Genomic DNA, 19,832 nt, shown 5'->3' with positions numbered 1-19,832 from the left:
GCCGCACGGTCCGCCCGGAACCGCCCCTCTCCGGGATGGCGCGCGGCCGCGCGCCGGCGCCTCACCCGGCCCCCAGCGGCGGGGCCGGGATACCGCCCGCGTCCAGGTACGCCTGCGGGGGCTTGAGGCGCTGCCCCGGGAAGCCGCCCTTCTCGTACTTCAGGAGCTTCTTCGCCTTCTCGGGGTCGGTCTCGCCCTCGCCGTACGCCGGGCAGAGCGGGGCGATCGGGCAGGCGCCGCAAGCCGGCTTGCGGGCGTGGCAGATGCGGCGGCCGTGGAAGATCACGTGGTGCGAGAGCATCGTCCAGTCGCTCTTCGGGAAGAGCGCGCCGATGGCCGCCTCGATCTTGTCCGGGTCGGTCTCGTCGGTCCACTGCCAACGGCGCACGAGCCGCTGGAAGTGCGTGTCGACGGTGATGCCGGGACGGCCGAAGGCGTTGCCCAGTACGACGAAGGCGGTCTTGCGTCCGACGCCCGGCAGTTTGACCAGGTCCTCCAGGCGGCCGGGGACCTCACCGCCGAACTGCTCCACCAGGGCCTTGGAGAGCCCTATCACCGACTTGGTCTTGGCGCGGAAGAAGCCGGTCGGGCGCAGGATCTCCTCGACCTCCTCCGGGTTGGCCACGGCCAGATCCTCGGGGGTCGGGTACTTGGCGAAGAGCCTCGGGGTGGTCTGGTTCACCCGCAGATCGGTGGTCTGCGCGGACAGGACCGTCGCGATGATCAGCTGGAAAGGGCTCTCGAAGTCCAGCTCCGGGTGGGCGTACGGGTACACCTCGGCGAGCTCGCGGTTGATACGGCGGGCTCGACGGACCAGGGCGGCGCGGGACTCGTTGCCGGGGGGCTTCTTGGCGACGGTCTTCGCGGGGGCGGCCTTCTCGACGGCGACGGCGCCGTTCACGGAGACGGCCTTCGCCGGAGGAGCCTTCTTCGCCTTCCTGGCGATGACCTTCTCCGGGGAGGTCTTCGCCGGTGCGGTCTTCGCCGGGGCGGTCTTCTTGGCCGCTGTTTTTGCAGGGGTCGTCTTCTTGGCGGCGGCCTTGGCCGACGTGGTCTTCTTGGCACCGGTCTTCGCCGGTGCGGTCTTCTTGGCTGCGGTCTTCGCTGTGCCGGTCTTCTTGGCTGCGGTCTTCGCTGTGCCGGTCTTCTTGGCTGCGGTCTTCGCTGTGCCGGTCTTCGCGGTGGTGGTTTTCTTGGCGGTGGCTTTCCTCGCAGGCTGTGTCGCCGGCGCCTCCGTAGGTGCCGGTTTCGCCGGTTTTGCCATTTCCTTACCGCCGCCGGGGCCCTGTTCGCCCACAGCGGAATCGCGACGTACAACCACCCGCCCAGCTCCCTCGACCTGTGCTCTCACCGGCGATTTGGACACCCGGCCAGCCTAAGGCCCGACACCGACATCCGCCCCGGACCCACAGGATCGGCCCCCAATTGGCCCCCTGCCGCATCTCACGGCACACCAGTGCGGCATCCTTGTGACAGATCACACTGTTTGGACCGTCCGGCAAAATGGGGAACACGGTCCCCTGGAACACGGGGGAGCAAGATCCCCTGAGCAGGTCGACAAGGAGAGAACTCGTGGACGACGTTCTGCGGCGCGCCCCGCTCTTCGCGGCGCTCGATGACGAGCAGGCCGCGGAGCTCCGCGCCTCCATGAGTGAGGTGACCCTCGCCCGCGGCGACTCGCTGTTCCACGAGGGCGACCCCGGTGACCGCCTGTACGTGGTCATGGAAGGCAAGGTCAAGCTGCACCGTGCCTCACCCGACGGCCGCGAGAACATGCTGGCGGTGCTCGGCCCCGGTGAGCTGATCGGTGAGCTGTCGCTGTTCGACCCGGGTCCGCGTACGGCGACGGCGACCGCGCTGACCGAGGTCAAGCTGCTGGGCCTCGGCCACGGCGACCTCCAGCCGTGGCTGAACGCGCGGCCCGAGGTGGCCGCCGCGCTGCTGCGCGCCGTCGCCCGGCGCCTGCGCAAGACCAACGACCAGATGTCCGACCTGGTCTTCTCGGACGTGCCGGGCCGTGTGGCCCGCGCGCTGCTGGACCTCTCCCGGCGGTTCGGTGTGCAGTCCGAGGAAGGCATTCACGTCGTGCACGACCTGACGCAGGAGGAGCTGGCCCAGCTGGTCGGCGCCTCCCGCGAGACGGTCAACAAGGCACTGGCGGACTTCGCCGGGCGTGGGTGGCTCCGCCTGGAGGCGCGCGCGGTGATCCTGCTGGACGTGGAGCGGCTGGCGAAGCGGTCGCGCTGACACCTGCTCTGCTCTTGGCCGTACGACTCTCGGGTCCCGCTTCTGGTGAGGCGGGGCCCGTTGTCGTCGCGTCCTCAAGCACCGGACAGCGCCTTCTTGTTCCTGTCACAGTTGGCCCATGATCAGCTCACGGCACCAGGACGGTCACGGGACAGGGCTCGACCCCGAGGGGTACATCCGGCGTGAGGGCGACCTCGGGCTGATCCCCCGCCCGTTCCAACCTGTCGTCGCCGCCGCTCGTGACCGGCTTCCCGCCCTCTTCGGCGGCCGGATGACCAGCGCCTACCTCTACGGATCGATTCCGCGCGGTACCGCGCGCGTGGGACGCAGCGATCTCGATCTGCTCCTCGCATTGCGCGAGGAGCCCACCGAGGCGGATCGCGACGACATCCGTGCCCTTGAGGAGGCACTCGACAAGGAGTTCGCGGAGATCGACGGCGTGGGAACCCTCCTGTTCAGCCGTGCGCGGCTGCTGAGCGATCTGGAGACGTACGACCTGGGGTGGTTCGTGTCCTGCCTCTGCACGCCTCTGCTGGGCGAGGACCTCGCCGAGCACCTGCCCCGCTACCGGCCCGACTCCCGTCTCGCCCGCGAGACGAACGGTGACCTCGCCCTGGTCCTGGAGCGCTGGCGCACGCGTGTCCCCGAGGCGACCACCGAGGAGGCCCGCCGCACCCTCGTACGCGGCCTGTCCCGTCACCTCGTCCGTACGGGCTTCACCCTCGTCATGCCACGCTGGAACGGCTGGACCAGCGACCTGCGGGAGATGGCCGAGGCGTTCGCCGCGTACTACCCGGAGCGGGCCCGGCAGATGCGCGCGGCGGCAGTCCTCGGGTATGAGCCGAACAGCGATCCGGCCGTCCTGCGGTCGTACGTCGACGACCTCGGCCCCTGGCTCGCCGAGGAGTACGCGCGCGTGCACGGCGTCAAAGCCCCGCGCCCCTAGGTCCTGTCGTCGGCGGGCCGGAGGTCGGCGTCAGGGGCCGAGGACTCAGATCAGCCCGTGCTCCCTCAGGTAGTCCATCTGCGCCCGCACCGACAGCTCCGCCGCCGGCCACAGGGAGCGGTCCACGTCCGCGTACACATGGGTCACGACCTCGCTCGCCGTGCGGTGGCCGTTCTCGACCGCCGTCTCGACCTGGGCGAGACGGTGGGCACGGTGGGCGAGGTAGTACTCGACGGCGCCCTGGGCGTCCTCCAGGACGGGCCCGTGGCCGGGGAGCACGGTGTGGACGCCGTCGTCGACGGTGAGGGACCTCAGGCGACGCAGGGAGTCCAGATAGTCCCCGAGACGGCCGTCGGGGTGCGCCACGACCGTCGTACCGCGCCCGAGGATGGTGTCGCCGGTCAGGACGGCCCGGTCGGCGGGGAGGTGGAAGCACAGGGAGTCCGCGGTGTGGCCCGGAGTCGGCACGACCCGCAGCTCCAGGCCGCCGACCGTGACGACGTCCCCATGCCCCAGACCCTCCTCACCGAGCCGGAGCGCCGGATCCAGGGCCCGGACCTTGGTGCCCGTCAGTTCGGCGAACCGCACGGCGCCCTCGGCATGGTCCGGGTGGCCATGGGTGAGCAGGGTGAGCGCGACCCGCCTGCCCGACTTCTCCGCCGTGTCGATCACATTGCGCAGGTGTCCGTCGTCGAGAGGGCCGGGGTCGATCACCACCGCCAGCTCGGAGTCGGGCTCGGAGATGATCCACGTGTTGGTGCCGTCGAGGGTCATCGCCGACGCGTTGGGGGCGAGGACGTTCACGGCGCGCGCGGTGGCGGGACCCGTAAGGACCCCGCCGCGCGGCTGGCCGGGGAGGGCTGCGGCGTCCGTCATGCGGAGGCACCTTCCGTCGCGCGGGTCATGCTCGCGTGGTTCATGCGGGCGCTCCGCCCGTCGGGATGTGTTTGGTGAACTCGTCGTGGCCGGGCCAGGTCAGCACGACTTCGCCGTCCTCCAGACGGGCTCGGGCCAGGACCGGGGTCAGATCGCGGCCGGGCGCGGCCTTCAGCGCCTCGGCGGCGGTGGCGTACGGGATCAGCTGGCGCAGGGTCGCGATGGTGGGCGGCATCATCAGCAGTTCGCCCCTGTCGTACGAGGCGGCCGCCTCCGCCGGGCGGATCCACACCGTGCGGTCGGCCTCCGTGGAGGCGTTGCGGGTGCGTTGCCCTTCGGGGAGGGCGGCCACGAAGAACCACGTGTCGTAGCGGCGGGTCTCGAACTCCGGGGTGATCCAGCGGGTCCAGGCGCCGAGCAGGTCGGAACGCAGGAGGAGTCCCCGCCGGTCGAGGAACTCGGCGAACGAAAGATCGCGGGCGACCAGGGAGGCGTGGTCCGCCTCCCAGTCGGCGCCCGTGGTGTCGCCGACGACCGTCTCCGGGGTGGACCCGGCGAGCAGGACGCCGGCCTCCTCGTAGGTCTCCCGTACGGCGGCGCAGACGATGGCCTGGGCGGACGTCTCGTCCACGCCGAGGCGGTCCGCCCACCACGCGCGCGTGGGGCCCGCCCAGCCGATCCGGCGGTCGTGGTCGCGCGGGTCGACGCCGCCGCCCGGGTAGGCGTACGCGCCTCCGGCGAAGGCCATGGAGGCGCGTCTGCGCAGCATATGGACGGCGGGGGCGCCGTCGGTGTCCTTGAGGAGCATGACGGTGGCCGCCCGCTTCGGAGCGACCGGAGTGAGCGTGCCCTCCGCGAGCGCGCGGATCCGCTCTGGCCACTCCGGTGGAAACCACTGCCCATTCGCCATGGGCGGAGGCTATCCCGTAGTGAGCGGATGTTCGAGAGGCAACGATCGCTCTCCAAGGGGGCCACCCGACCTGCCCGAAGGCCACCTGCGCCTCTCCAGGGGGCCACCGGCCTCTCTGGGGGCCACCGGCAGATCCGGAGGCCACCCGGGCACCCAGAAGGGCTCAGCACCCACGGAGGCCACCCGGGCACCCAGAAGGGCTCAGCACCCACGGAGGCAACCCGGGCACCCACGGGGATCCAACGGCGTCTCCCAAGCCCACCCCAGCCACTCCAGTGGGACCACCGGCGTCTCCACGGGACGGGGGCCACCGGCTCACCAGAGGCCCGGACCACCGGCATCCCCAGAAGCCCGGACCACCGACATCTCCGGGAGGCAGGGCCACCGGCATCCCCAGTGGCCGGGGCCGCGGCATCTCCGAAGGCCCCGGTCAAGCCGTCACCCCGGAAGAGGCGCGATTACGCCTCCGTCAGCTCCACCTGGATCTCCACCTCGACCGGCGCGTCCAGCGGGAGCACCGCCACGCCGACCGCACTGCGGGCGTGCACACCCTTGTCTCCGAGGACCTCGCCCAGCAGTTCGCTGGCGCCGTTGACGACGCCCGGCTGGCCCGTGAAGTCCGACGCCGATGCCACGAAACCGACGACCTTCACCACGCGCGCGATGCGGTCCAGGTCACCCGTCACGGACTTGACCGCGGCAAGCGCGTTCAGCGCGCACGTACGGGCCAGGCCCTTGGCCTCCTCGGCGGTGACCTCGGCACCCACCTTGCCGGTGACCGGGAGCTTGCCGTCCACCATCGGGAGCTGGCCGGCGGTGTACACATACACCCCGGACTGCACGGCCGGCTGGTAGGCGGCGAGCGGCGGCACGACCTCCGGCAGCGTCAGACCCAGTTCGGCAAGCCGGGACTCGACCGCGCTCATGCCTGCTTCTCCCGCTTCAGGTAAGCCACCAGCTGCTCGGGGTTGTTCGGCCCGGGCACGACCTGGACGAGCTCCCAGCCGTCCTCGCCCCAGGTGTCCAGGATCTGCTTCGTGGCGTGGACGAGCAGCGGCACGGTTGCGTATTCCCACTTGGTCATGGGGCGACTGTAGCCGCTGTGACGGCCGGTGCATGTGGCCGACCGTCGTCGCTGGTGCGGCCGGGGATACGGCCGGGGATACGGCCTGCCGAAGCCCCCCGGTGTGACGGATGCGACTGGCCGACGGCGGTGCGGTTATCCACAGCCTCCCGCGTGGGCCGTGCGCGGACTGGTTAGTCTCGAAGGCGTGAGCAGGCTCCAGGTCGTCAGCGGCAAGGGCGGGACCGGAAAGACCACGGTCGCCGCGGCACTCGCGCTCGCCCTCGCGACCGAGGGCAAGCGCACCCTCCTGGTCGAGGTCGAGGGCAGGCAGGGCATCGCGCAGCTCTTCGAGACCGAGGCGCTGCCGTACGAGGAACGGAAGATCGCCGTCGCCCCGGGCGGCGGCGAGGTGTACGCGCTGGCGATCGACCCCGAGCTGGCCCTTCTGGACTACCTCCAGATGTTCTACAAACTGGGCGGCGCGGGAAGGGCCCTGAAGAAGCTCGGCGCCATCGATTTCGCCACCACCATCGCGCCGGGCCTCAGGGACGTGCTCCTCACGGGCAAGGCGTGCGAGGCAGTTCGCAGGAAGGACAAGAACGGCCGGTTCGCGTACGACTACGTGGTGATGGACGCACCGCCCACAGGGCGCATCACCCGCTTCCTGAACGTCAACGACGAGGTGGCGGGCCTCGCGAAGATCGGGCCGATACACAATCAGGCGCAGGCCGTGATGCGGGTGCTGAAGTCCCCGGAGACGGCCGTGCACATGGTGACGCTCCTTGAGGAGATGCCCGTCCAGGAGACCGCGGACGGGATCGCCGAACTGCGCACCGCCAAGCTGCCGGTGGGGCGGATCATCGTCAACATGGTGCGGCCGGCGGTCCTGGACCAGGCGGACCTGGAGCTCGCACGCGCCGTGTCGCGGACGGCCGTCGCCGACGCCCTGTCGGACGCAGGGCTCAGCGGCGCGCGCCGCGGCGGGCTCGCGGAGCGGCTGGTGGACCCGCTGCTCCAGCAGGCCGACGAGTACGCGGAGCGGTTCGCCCTGGAGCGCGAGCAGCGCGGCGCGCTCACGGAGCTGGGCCTGCCGCTGCACGAACTGCCGCTGCTCGCCGAGGGAATGGACCTGGCGGGCCTGTACGAACTGGCCACGGAACTGCGTCAGCAAGGGATCTCATGAGCTCGGACCCGTCCCCCACACACGACGACACGGCCTCCGCCCCCGATGCACATGACGCAGCGCACCTCCCCGACACGGGTTCCACGCGCGCGTGGAACCCCGTACCCGTCCTGGAGGTCGATCCCCTCCTGGACGACCCGAGGACGCGCATCGTCGTGTGCTGCGGCTCCGGCGGCGTCGGCAAGACAACCACGGCGGCGGCCCTGGGGCTGCGCGCCGCCGAGCGCGGCCGGAAGGTGGTCGTGCTCACCATCGACCCGGCCCGTCGGCTCGCCCAGTCGATGGGCATCGACGCGCTCGACAACACCCCTCGGCGGGTGAAGGGCATCGAGGACGCCGCGGGCGGCGAACTGCACGCCATGATGCTCGACATGAAGCGCACCTTCGACGAGATCGTCGAGGCGCACGCGGACCCCGAGCGGGCGGCCGCGATTCTGGGCAACCCCTTCTACCAGTCGCTCTCGGCAGGCTTCGCGGGCACGCAGGAGTACATGGCGATGGAGAAGCTGGGGCAACTGCGTGCCCGGGACGAGTGGGACCTCATCGTCGTCGACACACCGCCCTCGCGCTCGGCGCTGGACTTCCTGGACGCCCCCAAGCGCCTCGGGTCCTTCCTGGACGGCAAGCTGATCCGGGTCCTGATGGCCCCGGCGAAGGTGGGCGGCCGCGCGGGAATGAAGTTCCTGAACGTCGGGATGTCGATGATGACGGGCGCCCTGGGGAAGCTGCTCGGAGGTCAGCTCCTGAAGGACGTCCAGACGTTCGTGGCCGCCATGGACACCATGTTCGGCGGGTTCCGCACACGCGCGGACGCCACGTACAAGCTGCTGCAGGCACCCGGTACGGCGTTCCTGGTGGTGGCGGCCCCGGAGCGGGACGCGCTGCGTGAGGCCGCGTACTTCGTGGAACGCCTGGCCGCCGAGGACATGCCGCTGGCCGGGCTGGTGCTCAATCGGGTCCACGGCAGCGGTGCGGCCCATCTGTCGGCCGAGCGGGCGCTCGCCGCCGCGGAGAACCTCGACGGGGAAAACCTCGATACGGATGACGCCGACGCCCCGGACGCCCCCTACAGCCCGGACGCCCCTGACGACCCGTACGACGCGGACGACGCGGACGACGCGGACGACGCGGACCGCACAGACGACGTAGACGCCACGGACGACGCCGAGAACCTCGACATGGAGAACCTCGACCCCGTCCCAGATCCGGCCGTGGCGGAAAATCTTGAGGATCCCCGCATTGTGGATCAGGGGGCCGGGAAAGCTGGACTTCGTAACTCTCCCGACACGTACGACCGTTCAGAATCTCGCCCATCCGAAGCACCGGTTCCCGACGGAGGCTCCCCCGCCACCACGGACCCGGATCGGAGTATCGAGCAACTCACCGCGGGCCTGCTGAGGCTGCACGCCGAACGTATGCAGCTGCTCTCCCGCGAGCAGCGCACGCGTGACCGCTTCACCGCGCTCCACCCCGAGGTGGCCGTGGCGGAAGTGGCCGCGCTGCCCGGTGACGTCCACGACCTCGCTGGACTGCGGGACATCGGCAACCGGCTCGCGGCCAACGGGCCGGAGCACCCCGAGGAGCGCGAGGCGCACGCGTAAGGGAACGCGCCGGAACCCCACGGGGACATCCACGTCCGGCCTCGTCCAGCAGCGACGGACAGCCGCGCCGGCAGTGGCCGCCCTCAGCTCACCGCCGCGTAGTTCTCGTACGCCTCTTCCTCATCGAGGGGCAGCAGGCCCGCTCCGCGCTCGTACTCCGTACGCGCGGTCTCCAGCAGGCGACGCCACGAGGTGACGGTCGGCCGCCTGCGCAGCAGTGCGCGGCGCTCCCGCTCCGTCATGCCACCCCACACGCCGAACTCGACGCGGTTGTCCAGCGCATCGGCCAGGCACTCCGTGCGCACCGGGCACCCGGTGCACACTGCCTTGGCCCTGTTCTGCGCTGCTCCTTGAACGAACAGTTCATCCGGATCGGTAGTGCGGCAGGCCGCCTGCGCACTCCAGTCGGTTACCCAGCCCATACCGGCGCCGTCCTCTCCCGAATCGAGGCTCCCCCACGGCGGCAGCGGCATATTCACCGCCGCCAGTTGAGGACGTTACGGAAGGTGGGCACAGCGCAACACCCCCTTCGGGCCCAATCTTGAATGGCCCGAACGGACTATGGGTAAGCGGCAGATCACCCGGGGGAGTGAGCTGGTGATATACGCGGCTTTCCGGGCAAACCGGGGCACTTCAGTTGCGTCACAACGGGCACCCTGTGACACACAAGGTGGATTCGGACACGCACCCAACAAAAAAAGTTGAGGGAACACCGGAACGATTCGGGGTCGCCGGACGTACTTGATACGTGGCCCTACTGCTGTGACAGTTGGGAGCAGCTTAGGCCAAGGCCTATACGCGTGTCCGGCGAATGAGAACGTAGACACCTCACGTTGCTATGCCGTCAAGCGCCGCCGGTGCACCGTTCGATAGTTGAGCTGGCAGAAGGTGCCTTCCATGGCTCCCTCTCTCCTGCGAAGATCACCTGCATGCCCAAGTCCAACCGCCCCTTCGACGAAGTCGGCGAACCTGCTCTTGCCGTGCAGACCGAGCGACTGGGCCTGCTGGCCGTGGCAGGTGCGCGGGCATACAGAATCCCGGCTCCTGTAGCGGTCTACGGCGTCCCTGGTCTGGACTGTCGCTTCCTCGTTCACTCGCAGTTCCCGGTGCATGCGATGGCCTTCCATCCCGCGCTCCCGCTGCTCGCCGTGGGCACGGGCCGATACGACGGTGGCTACTTCTTTGAGGGCGAGTTGCTGCTACTCCATCTGGAGACTGGCGAGTCTCGATCACTCATCGAGCACGAGATCGGCCGGCAGGTCCTGGGGTTGGAGTGGTTGGACGAGCAAGCCCTGCAGGTCCTCATGGCGCCGCCCGATGACTGGCAGGACGAGCGAGCTCGTTTGGAGGGGCACATTGCAGTAGTGCACCGAGGGGACTGGAATGCTGTCCCGGCCCGATCGCTCACCGGGCTCGATCTTGCTGGTCCGAGGGTGCCTGCGCCGCGTCCTGACGGCCGTGCGGCTGCGCGTCGTCTGCTCGCTGAAGTCAGCGCAGCCTGGCGCTTGCAACGCACGGGGCGTGCAGACGATCTGTGATCTCCTCAAGCCGCGTCGGCAAGCAAAAGGGCCGGGAACGCCGCCTGTTCGTCGAACGGCTTGCGGTGCTGGAGGCAGTGGTAGAGCTGGCCGATCATGCGGTTGAAGAGGTTGCGCTGGGCGGCGGCGTGCCAGTCGCCTTGTTCGCGTCGGCGCCGGTAGTGGGCGTTGGCTCCGGTAGATGCCCGTAGTGAGGCGAAGGCCCAGAGGTAGCCGGCGTGGTTGAGGCGGTCGTTCTTCACCCAGCGTCTGGTGATGGCGGACTTCTTGCCGGAGGCACGGGTGATGGGCGAGGAGCCGGCGTAGGCCTTCAGGCCGCGGGCATCGGCGAAGCGGGTGCGGTCGTCGCCGATCTCGGCCAGGACGCGGGCGGCGAGCTGGATGCCGAGGCCGGGGAAGCTCAGCAGGATCTCGGCGTCCGGATGCTGGGGGAAGGCCTCTTCCACCGCCTCGGCGAGCTGGTCGGCGGCGGTGCAGGCGGCGTCCAGCTGGATGAGGAGGGCGAGCATCTGCTTGCCGAGCGCGTCCTCGATCAGTGGAGGCTGGTGGGCCCACTCGGCACGGAAGACTTCGCGGAGGCGCTCGGCCTCGGCATCGATGCCGCGCTGGCGGCCGGCTCGCTTGAGCGCGGCCTGGATCTGGGTGCGAGTCAGGCGCGCGGCCCGGGCCGGGGTCGGGGCGGTCTTGAGGAGTTCGCGGGCCTCGGGACGGCACAGGCCGTTGGCCCAGGCGGCGAAGGCGGCCAGGGCGGCGGGGTAGTACTCGCGCAGCAGAGACCGGAGCTGGTTGGCGAGCTGCTGCCGGTTCCAGAGGGAGTCCTGCTGGGCGCGGGCCAGGACGCTGATCGCGCGGCCGAGGTCGCTGTCGTCGGGCAGGGGCCGGTGGGCGTGCATGTCGGTGCGGAGGATGTTCGCCAGGACCAGGGCGTCGCCTGGATCGGACTTCTTGCGAGAGACGGAGTGCCGGTCGCGATAGCGGGCGGCGGCCATCGGGTTGATCGCGAACACCTTGCGCGTGCCGGTCCGCAGGACGGCCACCAGCAGACCGCGGGAGGTCTCGATCGCCACCGGGATCGGATCCTCCTCGCTGTCGCCGTACTCGACGAGCAGTTCCAGCAGGATCTTGTAGCCGGCCGCGTCGTCTGTGATGTGCCGCTTGGCCAGCAGCTGGCCGGTGTCGTCGACCAGGGCGACGTCGTGGGTTCGTTCCGCCCAGTCGATTCCGCAGTAGATCAAGATGCCCCTCCCCAGAGTTCTGCCTTTGCGCTGGTCACGAGCGCATGCGGGCCACGCAGCGACCTAATCCCAGGCCTCGACCGCATTGCGGTCGGGCCGCCACCTCACTAGCCGTTCGTGGCACCAGCGCACCCCACGGGCCTCGGTCTATGCGGGAGCTCAGACAGCTCGGGCGTATCAAGAGGTCACCGTGCGATGGGCTCGCACCACCAAAGCCAACGAGTGATCAAGACGATTGGGATTGACGGCGCCGGACGGCACCAGGTCTCAGCCGAGGCCTCATGGACCAGGCTGGCTTCAGGAATCCGTCCGGCGCCGACGAAGGTGGTGGCGGTCACGCGAGCGCCGGACGACGCCCGGTCTACAGCTAGGCGTCGAGGCTCGGCGGTCGTGAGGCATTCGCCCGGCGCCCGCGTGACCGCCACCACCATTCGCGCCAGACCGCGCACCGATCTACGTTGAGGCCTCCGCGGCCCGGCTGCACTTGGATGTCACGGTCTGGTACTCGAACGCCCCGAGAAGCACCCGCTCCGTCGGAACGCTCATAACTACGGATTAGGCTGCCCTCATGCCAAAGAAGCGCTCGGGCGGGGGGCTGTCTCCCGTGCAGCAGGCCGCCAAGTTCCTCGGAGTGAGTGTCCTCGCGGGGGCGGTGATGGCCGGCATCGCGCTGCCCGCCGCGGGTGCGCTGGGACTCGCCGCCAAGGGTTCGGTCCAGGGGTTCGACGAGATTCCGGCCAACCTGAAGAGCCCACAGCTGAGCCAGCGCACCACCATCCTGGACAGCAAGGGCGGCGCGATCGCCACGGTCTACTCGCGCGACCGCACGGTGGTGGACCTCAAGGACGTCTCGCCGTACATGCAGAAGGCGATCGTCGCCATCGAGGACTCACGGTTCTACGAGCACGGCGCGATCGACCTGAAGGGCGTCCTGCGCGCGGTGAACCGGAACGCGCAGAGCGGTGGAGTCGCCCAGGGCGCCTCCACGCTCACGCAGCAGCTGGTGAAGAACTACTTCGTGGAGGAGGCAGGGGACGACCCGACGAAGGTCGCCCAGGCCACCCAGCAGACCCTCGGCCGCAAGGTCCGCGAGCTGAAGTACGCGATCCAGATCGAGGAGAAGCTGGGCAAGAAGAAGATCCTCGAGAACTACCTGAACATCACGTTCTTCGGCCAGCAGGCCTATGGCATCGAGGCCGCCTCCCAGCGCTACTTCTCCAAGCACGCCAAGGACCTGAAGCTCCAGGAGGCCGCGCTCCTCGCGGGCCTCGTGCAGTCGCCCACGTACTACGACCCGGTGAACAACCAGGTGGAGGCCAAGAAGCGGCGCGACGTGGTGTTGCAGCGCATGGCCGACGTGCACGACATCACCCAGGACGAGGCCGACAAGGCGAAGGCGACCCCTCTCGGGCTGCACGTGAGCCGGCCGAAGAACGGCTGCATCACGGCGGTCAAGGGCGCGGGCTTCTTCTGCGACTACGTCCGCGAGGTGTTCCTGAACAACCCGGTGTTCGGCAAGAACAAGGAGGACCGGGCGAAGATCTGGAACCGTGGCGGTCTGACGATCCGTACGACGCTCGACCCGCAGGCGCAGGAGTCGGTGCAGGACTCCATCAAGCAGCACGTCAACAAGAGTGACGAGGTGGCCACGGCAGCGACCATCGTCGAGCCCGGCACCGGCAAGATCCTCGCGATGGGCCAGTCCCGTCCGTACGGCTTCGGCAAGAACGAGACGCAGATCAACCTCTCGGTGGACAAGGCCATGGGCGGCGGCGCGGGCTACCAGCCCGGCTCGACGTTCAAGCCGATCGTGGCCGCGGCCGCCATCGAAGGCGGCAAGCCGGCGACCCAGGAGTACTCGTCGCCGTACGAGATGCCGTACCCGAGCCCGATCTCGGCCTGTGAAGGCAAGAACTGGGTGAACACGGAAGGGTCCACTCTCTCCAACGAGAACGAGTCGGAGCGGGGCCCGTACGGCATGAAGGAGGCGACCGCCAAGTCGGTCAACACCTACTACGTGCAGCTCATCAGCGACATCGGCATCTGCCCGGTGGTCGACATGGCCAAGAAGATGGGCGTGAACCGCGCGGACGGCGGGAAGATCGTCCAGGCCCCGTCGATCGCGCTGGGCACGCAGGAGATGTCGCCGCTGACGATGGCGAACGCGTACGCGACCTTCGCCTCCCGCGGCACGTACTGCACGCCGGTCGCCATCGAATCGATCACGCAGACGGTCGGCAAGCAGAAGAAGTCCCTCAACGTCCCGAAGTCGACGTGCTCGCGCGCGATGTCGCAGACCACCGCCGACACGATCAGCACGCTGCTGAAGGGCGTGGTCGAGGACGGTACGGGTCAGGAGGCCGGTCTCCAGGGCCGTCCCAGCGCGGGCAAGACCGGTACGACGGACTTCCGCTACGCGGCCTGGTTCGTCGGCTACACGCCGAACATGGCGGGCGCGGTCTGGGTCGGCGACCCGGCGCACAAGCGGCGCATGGTCAACGTCACCATCGGCGGCACCACCTGGGAAAAGGTCTACGGCGGCAAGGTCCCGGGCCCGATCTGGCGCGACATGATGTCGGGCGCTCTGACGAACAAGCCGGTCGAGGAGTTCTCCCTCGTCAACATCCCCGACAGCCACAGCGGCGACGAGGAGGACGGGAAGAACGGAAAAGCGAAGGGCGGACAGGGCAACGGCGGGCAGGCCACGAACGGGCAGACGACGAACGGGCAGGCCAACGCAGGATCTGACGGCGGGGGGTTCCCCGATCCCTCCATCAGCCTCCCGGGGGGATGGGGCCAGCAGAACGGAACCGGGAGAAACCAGAACGGCGGGCAGACGGGCTAGTCCGCTCCCGGCATCCGAGTTCCTGTGCACGTTCCTGCACTCCTGATACGACAACGGGGGCGCCCCTCGCCCGAGGGGCGCCCCCGTTGTCGTACGCGCTGGTGCGAGAGCGGCCCGGTCAGCCGCCCGCGAGGAGCTGCTTGACCACGGCGGCGACGCGGCCGCCCTCCGCCAGGCCGGCCACCTTCGGGTTCACGATCTTCATGACCTGGCCCATGGCCCGCGGACCCTCGGCCCCCGCGGCCTTCGCCTCCTCCACGGCCTGGACGACGATCTGCCGCAACTCGTCGTCGGACAGCTGCTTGGGCAGGTACGTGGCGAGCACCTCGCCCTCCGCCTTCTCCCGCTCGGCCTGCTCGGGGCGCCCACCCTGCGCGAAGGCATCGGCGGCCTCGCGGCGCTTCTTCGCCTCGCGGGTGATCACCTTGGTGACCTCGTCATCGGAGAGCTCGCGCTTCTCCTTGCCCGCGACCTCCTCCTTGGTGATCGCGGCGAGCGTCAGCCGGAGCGTCGAGGAACGGAGCTCGTCGCGCTCCTTGATCGCGGCGTTGAGGTCTTCGTGCAGCTTCGACTTGAGCGTGGTCATGGCTCCGATTGTCGCAGGTGTGACGGCGCGGACGCCCGTTGATTTCCAGGGGACGCGCGGTGCTCCGCAGACGTGCCGTCTCTCCGGGCCCCGGCCGCCCACAGGAGTACCCCTCTCCGGGCTCCGGCTGTCCACGGGAGTGCCCCTGTCCTGGCCTCGGCCGCCCACAGGAGTGCCCCTCCCCTGACCCCGGCCGTCCACAGGTGGCCCTCGGTCGCCGTCCGCGGTTGGTGTGCGCGTGGCGTCCCGCAGGTCTGACACGATGGTCATATGCGCGCGCGATACGGAGTACCCCTGGGAATCACGGCGGTTGCCGCCGCCGGACTGCTGTACTCGGCCGGGATCGAGGTCCGTTCCTTCCGCCTGCGCCGGGTGACGGTCCCGGTGCTGCCCCCGGGGGCGCGCCCGCTGCGGGTGCTCCAGGTCTCCGACATCCACATGGTGAGCGGGCAGCGCATGAAGCAGCGCTGGCTGCGCTCGCTGGCGGGCCTGCGCCCGGACTTCGTGATCAACACCGGCGACAACCTCTCCGACCCGGAAGGCGTGCCGGAGGTGCTGGACGCGCTGGGTCCGCTGATGGAGTTCCCGGGCGCCTACGTCTTCGGTTCGAACGACTACTACGGCCCCAGACTCCGCAACCCCGCCCTCTACTTGGTGGAGAAGGCCATGGGCCGCCACGGCCTCAACGGCAATCCGCCCGTGGTCGGCGTCCTTCACAACCCCTGGGAGGACCTGCGCGACGGCTTCGACGCGGCGGGCTGGCTGAACCTGACGAACACACGGGGAATGCTGAAGATCGACGGCCTGGAGATCGAGCTGACGGGCCTGGACGACCCGCACATCAAGCGCGACCGGTACGCGCAGGTGGCAGGCGGTCCGTCCGCGTCGGCGGACTTCTCGATGGGCGTGGTCCACGCGCCGTACCTGCGCAGCCTGGACGCGTTCACGGCGGACGGCTACCCGCTGATCATGGCCGGCCACACCCACGGCGGCCAGCTGTGCATCCCCTTCTACGGTGCCTTGGTCACCAACTGCGACCTGGACACGGACCGGGTGAAGGGCCTGTCACGGCACACGGCGGAGGGGCGGACGTCGTACCTGCACGTGTCGGCGGGCTGCGGGACGAACCGCTACACGCCGGTGCGGTTCGCATGTCCCCCGGAGGCCACGCTGCTGACCCTGGTGGGTAGGAAGTAGCAGCTGACGGCGGCCACAGGAAGGAGTGGCCCGCCGGCCGGGCGCGTAACCCGCCCGGATCACCCGCATCGCCCGTTCTGCCCGACCCGCTTAGCGTGAGGGCATGATCGCGCCGATACCCAAGGACATCCCGGGCCTCCCCGCGGTGCCGGGCACGCCGTCGCTGATGCCGTCCGCCGTCCCCGCGACAGCCGTGGTGGCACCCGTACGCCACCCCATGGCGGCCGTCTACCGTCTGCTGGTGGCACTGGCGGCCGCGGCCGCGGTGGCCGTCGACCTGACCCTCGGCAGCCCGGTCCGGGTGCTGAGCTACTTCACGATCCAGAGCAATGTTCTCGTCGCCCTGGTCTTCACCCTGTCGGCGTACCGCGCGTGGACAGCCCGCCGCCCGCTGCCGCCCCTGGTGACCGGCGGCACGCTCTTCTACGTCCTGATCGCGGGCCTGGTCTACCACGTGGTCCTGGTGAACGAGCCGGGCACCTTCTCGATGACGGGCCGGACCGACGCGCTCACGGGCTGGCCCGCCCTCACCAACCAGGTGCTGCACACGCTGACACCGGCCGCGGCACTGCTGGACTGGCTGCTCCTGACGAGCCCGGCCCCGCTGCGCCTGCGGCACGCCAGGAGGTGGCTGCTGTACCCGCTGGCATACCTGGCCTTGTCCCTGGTGCGGGGCGAGTTGATCCTGCCGGGCACGCAGGGCCGCTACCTCTACCCGTTCCTGGACGCGGGCCGGCTCGGCTACAAGAGCGTCCTCGCCAACGCACTCCTGCTCGGCCTGTCGTTCTTCGCCCTGGCCGTCCTCCTGGTCGCCCTCGACCACCTCCGCCCGGACCCGATCCGCCGCCGCGCCAAAACCGGATTTCGTCTACAGCCACCGGTGGGCTAAAGTAAACGACGTCGCCGCGACAAGCAGCGACATCGGGGTGTAGCGCAGCTTGGCAGCGCGCTTCGTTCGGGACGAAGAGGTCGTGGGTTCAAATCCCGCCACCCCGACGCTGGTCAGAGGGCACATACTCACGTGAGTATGTGCCCTCTGTCGTGCTCGGGAGCCGGACAGGGGGCACAGGCGCCAACGACCGGCCTTGACCGCGTGATCGACCTGAACAACTCCCGGGTCCAGGCCGAGGCCATGCGGGCGCGTGGTCGCGCCACGGGTTCCTCGTCCACCACGACCACGAGGCCTGGGCGGAGCGACTGCAGGGCGTCCTGGCCGATTCGGGCGTGCGGTGCCGGGTCGGAGCCCCGATGGCCCGGCCCCGGCCCCGGCCGATCTGCGGCGCGCACCCCCCACGTGTGCGTGCTCGGCGCGGACGGATTGACATCCAAAAGTGTGAGTGGTTGAGTACTCACATGAAGAGCGAGCGTCCCCGCCAGTTGTCCACCGCCGAGGAGCGCCGCGAGACGGTGCTGCGCACCGCCATCGGCGCGTTCGCCGCCCGGGGTTACTGGGGCACCACCACGACCGAGGTGGCGAAGGCGGCGGGCATCTCCCAGGCCTACGTCTACAGACTGTTCCCGAGTAAGGAGCTGCTGTTCACCGCGGTGGTCGAGCACTGCTTCGTGCAGGTGCGAGCCAGCCTCGAGCGGGCCGCTGCCGACGCGAAGGGCAGTTCGGCGGACGTGGTGCTGGACGCCATGGGGGATGCCTACGCCCGGCTGATCAGCGACAACGACCTGATGCTGATTCAGCTCCACGCCCAGGCCGCGGCCGTCTCCGAGCCGGCGGTGCGCGAGGCGGTCCGGCAGGGCTATGCCCGGCTGGTGGAGTACGTGCGCGGCGCCTCCGGCGGCACCGAGGAGCAGGTCCAGCAGTTCTTCGCGGTCGGCATGCTGTGCCACCTGATCGTCTCCATGGGCGCCGACGACGTGGACGCCCCCTGGACCCGAACGCTCTCGGCGGGCATCACACACTACTGACGCCAGGCCCGGCGGCACGGCGGGCATGTCGGCGGGGCGCACAGCCCCGCCATTCCTACCGATCCGTTATGAGTGGTTGACCACACACTCTCTCCTCCCAGGGCCCGGTCGAGCACCCGAGAAACCTGCCCTCTCCACGAAAGGCCAAGCACCATGCGTACGATCACCGCGGCCAAGTTCGCCGCCACCATCACCGCGCTCGTCCTCACCGCCTCCGGCACCGCCTACGCCGTCACCGAGAACAAGCCCGAAACGCCCCGAGCCGTCGTCGCCGAGCACGCCGATGACGTGCGGATCGACGAGACCGCGCCGGTCATCACCCGCGACAACATCCTCATCCACGCCCCCCTCCACACCGTCTGGAAGATCCAGACCGACGTCGAGAAGTGGCCCACCTGGCAGCCCGACGTCGAGACGGTCGTCAAGGACACTCCCGGACGCCTGCGCCCCGGCTCCGTATTCCGCTGGACCACCGAAGGACTGAACATCACCTCCACCGTCAAGCAGGTCGAGCACGGCAAGCGCCTGGCCTGGGGCGGCCCCGCCCAGGGCATCACCGCCATCCATGTGTGGACCTTCACTCCGGCCCGCGACGGCGTCCTCGTCCACACCGAGGAGTCCTGGACCGGAGCCCCGGTCGTCGCCAACCAGGCCGTACTGCAGGCCGCCCTCGACAACTCCCTCCACAACTGGGTGAACAACCTCAAGCACGAGGCCGAGGCCCAGGCCGCCAAGTGACCGTGCAACGGCGCACACATGGCCTCCGGCTACCAGCCGGACGTCGACAAGGACACGCCGGTCGCCTACACCGACCAGCTCCACCAGCAGCTCAAACAGCGTCAGCCCGGGCTTGAGCACATACGCCTCGGCTGCACGGGGGAGACCACCGAATCGCCGGCCAAGGGCGGTAAGTGCGAGTATCCCGGCGCCAAGTCCCAGCTGGACGCCGCCTTGAAGGCCATGGCCGAGCACCGCGGCAAGGTCGGCTACGTGTCAGAAGTCCGCCAAGGACTCGGCTTCCCTGATCAAGTCTGCCAACACGGCCATCTCTCAGGTGTACGCCGTCGCCGGCTTCAAGGCGGCGGACGTGGCCGGAGCCTTTTCCTCGGACGACTTCGACAACCTCGTCAATGTCCCCGGCTACGGCGAGGTGCCCGCGAACGTAGCCAAGGTCTGCCGGCTGACCTGGGCCTGCACGAAGCAGGACCCGCTCCCGAACCCCGCCGGGCACAAGGTGATCGCAGGCGCCTTCGCGGCAGTCCTGCCGATGACCAACACACCTGAGCAGCCAGGGGGTAACGGCAGCACCGGCACCGGCACCAACAAGCCGAAGGCGGACGGCAACCTTGCGGAGACCGGTTCGTCGAGCAGCACGCCCATCCTCGTAGGCACCGCTCTGGTAGCCGTTGCCGTCGGTGCCACGGCGCTCTTCGTTGTACGCAGGCGCCGCACAACCGATCAGGCCTAGCCGACAGGCAGCACGGTCAGGATCACACACGGGCAGGGGCCCAAGGTGTCCGCAGTCGCGTGGACACCTTGGGCCCCCGCTTTCGTCTCGACAGATCCACGCAACGCCCGTAACCAACGAAACCCAGCCGCACCGCCCCGATAACATGTTCGGGCTCACGACGATCGACCGGAAAGTCATACCGTCCAGCACGAAGAGTAATCATTTAACCAAT

At 69.5% G+C, this 19,832-nt stretch carries 19 protein-coding genes and 1 tRNA gene; 12 read left to right on the top strand and 8 right to left on the bottom strand.

Translation table 11 applies throughout. From position 1 onward, the window contains the following. Positions 1 to 61: 61 nt before the first annotated feature. Positions 62 to 1,264, bottom strand: coding sequence for an endonuclease III (nth, locus tag Q2K21_RS01475; protein WP_310763229.1), 1,203 nt, complete (start codon positions 1,262 to 1,264; stop codon positions 62 to 64). Positions 1,265 to 1,572: 308 nt separating this feature from the next. Between nth and Q2K21_RS01470 the strand changes: the two genes are divergently transcribed. Both Q2K21_RS01470 and Q2K21_RS01465 read left to right on the top strand, forming a co-directional pair. Further along, the gene (locus Q2K21_RS01470) at positions 1,573 to 2,247 is read left to right on the top strand and encodes a Crp/Fnr family transcriptional regulator (protein WP_310763228.1); all 675 of its coding nucleotides are present in this window, start codon (positions 1,573 to 1,575) and stop codon (positions 2,245 to 2,247) included. A gap of 118 nt (positions 2,248 to 2,365) precedes the next feature. Next, positions 2,366 to 3,193, top strand: a complete 828-nt coding sequence (locus tag Q2K21_RS01465) for a nucleotidyltransferase domain-containing protein (protein WP_310763227.1) — start codon at positions 2,366 to 2,368, stop codon at positions 3,191 to 3,193. Between the two features lie 45 nt (positions 3,194 to 3,238). On the opposite strand, the gene Q2K21_RS01460 is transcribed toward Q2K21_RS01465, so the two are convergent. The 4 genes from Q2K21_RS01460 to Q2K21_RS01445 form a co-directional block, all read right to left on the bottom strand. Then, positions 3,239 to 4,069: an MBL fold metallo-hydrolase gene (locus Q2K21_RS01460; RefSeq protein WP_310763226.1), complete on the bottom strand. Its 831-nt coding sequence runs from the start codon at positions 4,067 to 4,069 to the stop codon at positions 3,239 to 3,241. A gap of 40 nt (positions 4,070 to 4,109) precedes the next feature. Then, entirely contained in the window at positions 4,110 to 4,979 is an 870-nt protein-coding gene (locus Q2K21_RS01455) for an NUDIX hydrolase (protein ID WP_310763225.1), read from the bottom strand. Positions 4,980 to 5,437: 458 nt separating this feature from the next. Beyond that, a complete protein-coding gene (locus tag Q2K21_RS01450; RefSeq protein WP_310763224.1) occupies positions 5,438 to 5,905 on the bottom strand; it encodes a RidA family protein in 468 nt (155 codons plus the stop codon). Then, a complete protein-coding gene (locus Q2K21_RS01445; RefSeq protein WP_003975360.1) occupies positions 5,902 to 6,063 on the bottom strand; it encodes a DUF4177 domain-containing protein in 162 nt (53 codons plus the stop codon). Before Q2K21_RS01445 ends, Q2K21_RS01450 begins: the two co-directional genes overlap by 4 nt. A gap of 187 nt (positions 6,064 to 6,250) precedes the next feature. Here Q2K21_RS01445 and Q2K21_RS01440 point away from each other — a divergent pair, with 187 nt between their 5' ends. After that, positions 6,251 to 7,228: an ArsA family ATPase gene (locus tag Q2K21_RS01440; RefSeq protein ID WP_310763222.1), complete on the top strand. Its 978-nt coding sequence runs from the start codon at positions 6,251 to 6,253 to the stop codon at positions 7,226 to 7,228. After that, positions 7,225 to 8,829 (top strand): ArsA family ATPase, encoded by a 1,605-nt coding sequence (locus tag Q2K21_RS01435; RefSeq protein ID WP_310763221.1) that lies wholly within the window; start codon positions 7,225 to 7,227, stop codon positions 8,827 to 8,829. Before Q2K21_RS01440 ends, Q2K21_RS01435 begins: the two co-directional genes overlap by 4 nt. Before the next feature lie 83 nt (positions 8,830 to 8,912). Here the strand turns inward: Q2K21_RS01435 and wblA are convergent, their stop codons facing one another. Then, positions 8,913 to 9,251 carry a transcriptional regulator WblA gene (gene wblA / locus Q2K21_RS01430; protein ID WP_310763220.1) on the bottom strand — a complete coding sequence of 113 codons (339 nt, stop codon included), beginning with the start codon at positions 9,249 to 9,251 and terminating at the stop codon, positions 8,913 to 8,915. Between the two features lie 507 nt (positions 9,252 to 9,758). On the opposite strand from wblA, the gene Q2K21_RS01425 reads away from it, so the two are divergent. Then, a complete protein-coding gene (locus tag Q2K21_RS01425) occupies positions 9,759 to 10,367 on the top strand; it encodes a hypothetical protein (RefSeq protein ID WP_310763219.1) in 609 nt (202 codons plus the stop codon). A gap of 5 nt (positions 10,368 to 10,372) precedes the next feature. Here the strand turns inward: Q2K21_RS01425 and Q2K21_RS01420 are convergent, their stop codons facing one another. Then, on the bottom strand, positions 10,373 to 11,602 hold the full coding sequence (locus Q2K21_RS01420; protein WP_449343593.1) for an IS110 family RNA-guided transposase: 1,230 nt from the start codon (positions 11,600 to 11,602) through the stop codon (positions 10,373 to 10,375). Between the two features lie 568 nt (positions 11,603 to 12,170). Here Q2K21_RS01420 and Q2K21_RS01415 point away from each other — a divergent pair. Continuing rightward, the gene (locus tag Q2K21_RS01415; RefSeq protein ID WP_310763218.1) at positions 12,171 to 14,447 is read left to right on the top strand and encodes a transglycosylase domain-containing protein; all 2,277 of its coding nucleotides are present in this window, start codon (positions 12,171 to 12,173) and stop codon (positions 14,445 to 14,447) included. A gap of 118 nt (positions 14,448 to 14,565) precedes the next feature. Here Q2K21_RS01415 and Q2K21_RS01410 read toward each other — a convergent pair whose 3' ends face one another. Further along, positions 14,566 to 15,033 carry a GatB/YqeY domain-containing protein gene (locus Q2K21_RS01410; protein ID WP_310763217.1) on the bottom strand — a complete coding sequence of 156 codons (468 nt, stop codon included), beginning with the start codon at positions 15,031 to 15,033 and terminating at the stop codon, positions 14,566 to 14,568. 270 nt (positions 15,034 to 15,303) lie between these two features. Here Q2K21_RS01410 and Q2K21_RS01405 point away from each other — a divergent pair, with 270 nt between their 5' ends. The 6 genes from Q2K21_RS01405 (at position 15,304) to Q2K21_RS01380 (ending at position 19,618) form a co-directional block, all read left to right on the top strand. Continuing rightward, complete coding sequence (locus Q2K21_RS01405) at positions 15,304 to 16,230, top strand: metallophosphoesterase (protein WP_310763216.1); 927 nt, start codon at positions 15,304 to 15,306, stop codon at positions 16,228 to 16,230. Between the two features lie 103 nt (positions 16,231 to 16,333). Then, positions 16,334 to 17,119, top strand: a complete 786-nt coding sequence (locus tag Q2K21_RS01400) for a Pr6Pr family membrane protein (protein WP_310763215.1) — start codon at positions 16,334 to 16,336, stop codon at positions 17,117 to 17,119. A 33-nt stretch (positions 17,120 to 17,152) separates the two neighbouring features. Then, positions 17,153 to 17,226 (top strand) — tRNA-Pro (locus Q2K21_RS01395). Positions 17,227 to 17,583: 357 nt separating this feature from the next. After that, positions 17,584 to 18,150: a TetR/AcrR family transcriptional regulator gene (locus Q2K21_RS01390; RefSeq protein ID WP_310763214.1), complete on the top strand. Its 567-nt coding sequence runs from the start codon at positions 17,584 to 17,586 to the stop codon at positions 18,148 to 18,150. Positions 18,151 to 18,303: 153 nt separating this feature from the next. Beyond that, positions 18,304 to 18,888, top strand: a complete 585-nt coding sequence (locus tag Q2K21_RS01385; protein WP_310763213.1) for an SRPBCC family protein — start codon at positions 18,304 to 18,306, stop codon at positions 18,886 to 18,888. A gap of 316 nt (positions 18,889 to 19,204) precedes the next feature. Beyond that, positions 19,205 to 19,618, top strand: a complete 414-nt coding sequence (locus Q2K21_RS01380; RefSeq protein ID WP_310763212.1) for an LAETG motif-containing sortase-dependent surface protein — start codon at positions 19,205 to 19,207, stop codon at positions 19,616 to 19,618. Positions 19,619 to 19,832: the final 214 nt, after the last annotated feature.

This window comes from Streptomyces sp. CGMCC 4.7035 (assembly GCF_031583065.1).
Taxonomy (GTDB): Bacteria; Actinomycetota; Actinomycetes; order Streptomycetales; family Streptomycetaceae; genus Streptomyces; species Streptomyces yaanensis.
Note: the sequence above shows the minus strand (reverse complement) of the source record. Positions and strands in the feature narration are given on the sequence as shown.

Excerpts from the sequence above, each read along its gene's own strand:
- nth (WP_310763229.1), bottom strand. The coding sequence starts at position 1,264 with ATGGCAAAACCGGCGAAACCGGCACCTACGGAGGCGCCGGCGACACAG.
- Q2K21_RS01465 (WP_310763227.1), top strand. The coding sequence starts at position 2,366 with ATGATCAGCTCACGGCACCAGGACGGTCACGGGACAGGGCTCGACCCC.
- Q2K21_RS01460 (WP_310763226.1), bottom strand. The coding sequence starts at position 4,069 with ATGACGGACGCCGCAGCCCTCCCCGGCCAGCCGCGCGGCGGGGTCCTT.
- Q2K21_RS01455 (WP_310763225.1), bottom strand. The coding sequence starts at position 4,979 with ATGGCGAATGGGCAGTGGTTTCCACCGGAGTGGCCAGAGCGGATCCGC.
- Q2K21_RS01450 (WP_310763224.1), bottom strand. The coding sequence starts at position 5,905 with ATGAGCGCGGTCGAGTCCCGGCTTGCCGAACTGGGTCTGACGCTGCCG.
- Q2K21_RS01445 (WP_003975360.1), bottom strand. The coding sequence starts at position 6,063 with ATGACCAAGTGGGAATACGCAACCGTGCCGCTGCTCGTCCACGCCACG.
- Q2K21_RS01435 (WP_310763221.1), top strand. The coding sequence starts at position 7,225 with ATGAGCTCGGACCCGTCCCCCACACACGACGACACGGCCTCCGCCCCC.
- wblA (WP_310763220.1), bottom strand. The coding sequence starts at position 9,251 with ATGGGCTGGGTAACCGACTGGAGTGCGCAGGCGGCCTGCCGCACTACC.
- Q2K21_RS01425 (WP_310763219.1), top strand. The coding sequence starts at position 9,759 with ATGCCCAAGTCCAACCGCCCCTTCGACGAAGTCGGCGAACCTGCTCTT.
- Q2K21_RS01415 (WP_310763218.1), top strand. The coding sequence starts at position 12,171 with ATGCCAAAGAAGCGCTCGGGCGGGGGGCTGTCTCCCGTGCAGCAGGCC.
- Q2K21_RS01410 (WP_310763217.1), bottom strand. The coding sequence starts at position 15,033 with ATGACCACGCTCAAGTCGAAGCTGCACGAAGACCTCAACGCCGCGATC.
- Q2K21_RS01405 (WP_310763216.1), top strand. The coding sequence starts at position 15,304 with ATGCGCGCGCGATACGGAGTACCCCTGGGAATCACGGCGGTTGCCGCC.
- Q2K21_RS01400 (WP_310763215.1), top strand. The coding sequence starts at position 16,334 with ATGATCGCGCCGATACCCAAGGACATCCCGGGCCTCCCCGCGGTGCCG.
- Q2K21_RS01390 (WP_310763214.1), top strand. The coding sequence starts at position 17,584 with ATGAAGAGCGAGCGTCCCCGCCAGTTGTCCACCGCCGAGGAGCGCCGC.
- Q2K21_RS01385 (WP_310763213.1), top strand. The coding sequence starts at position 18,304 with ATGCGTACGATCACCGCGGCCAAGTTCGCCGCCACCATCACCGCGCTC.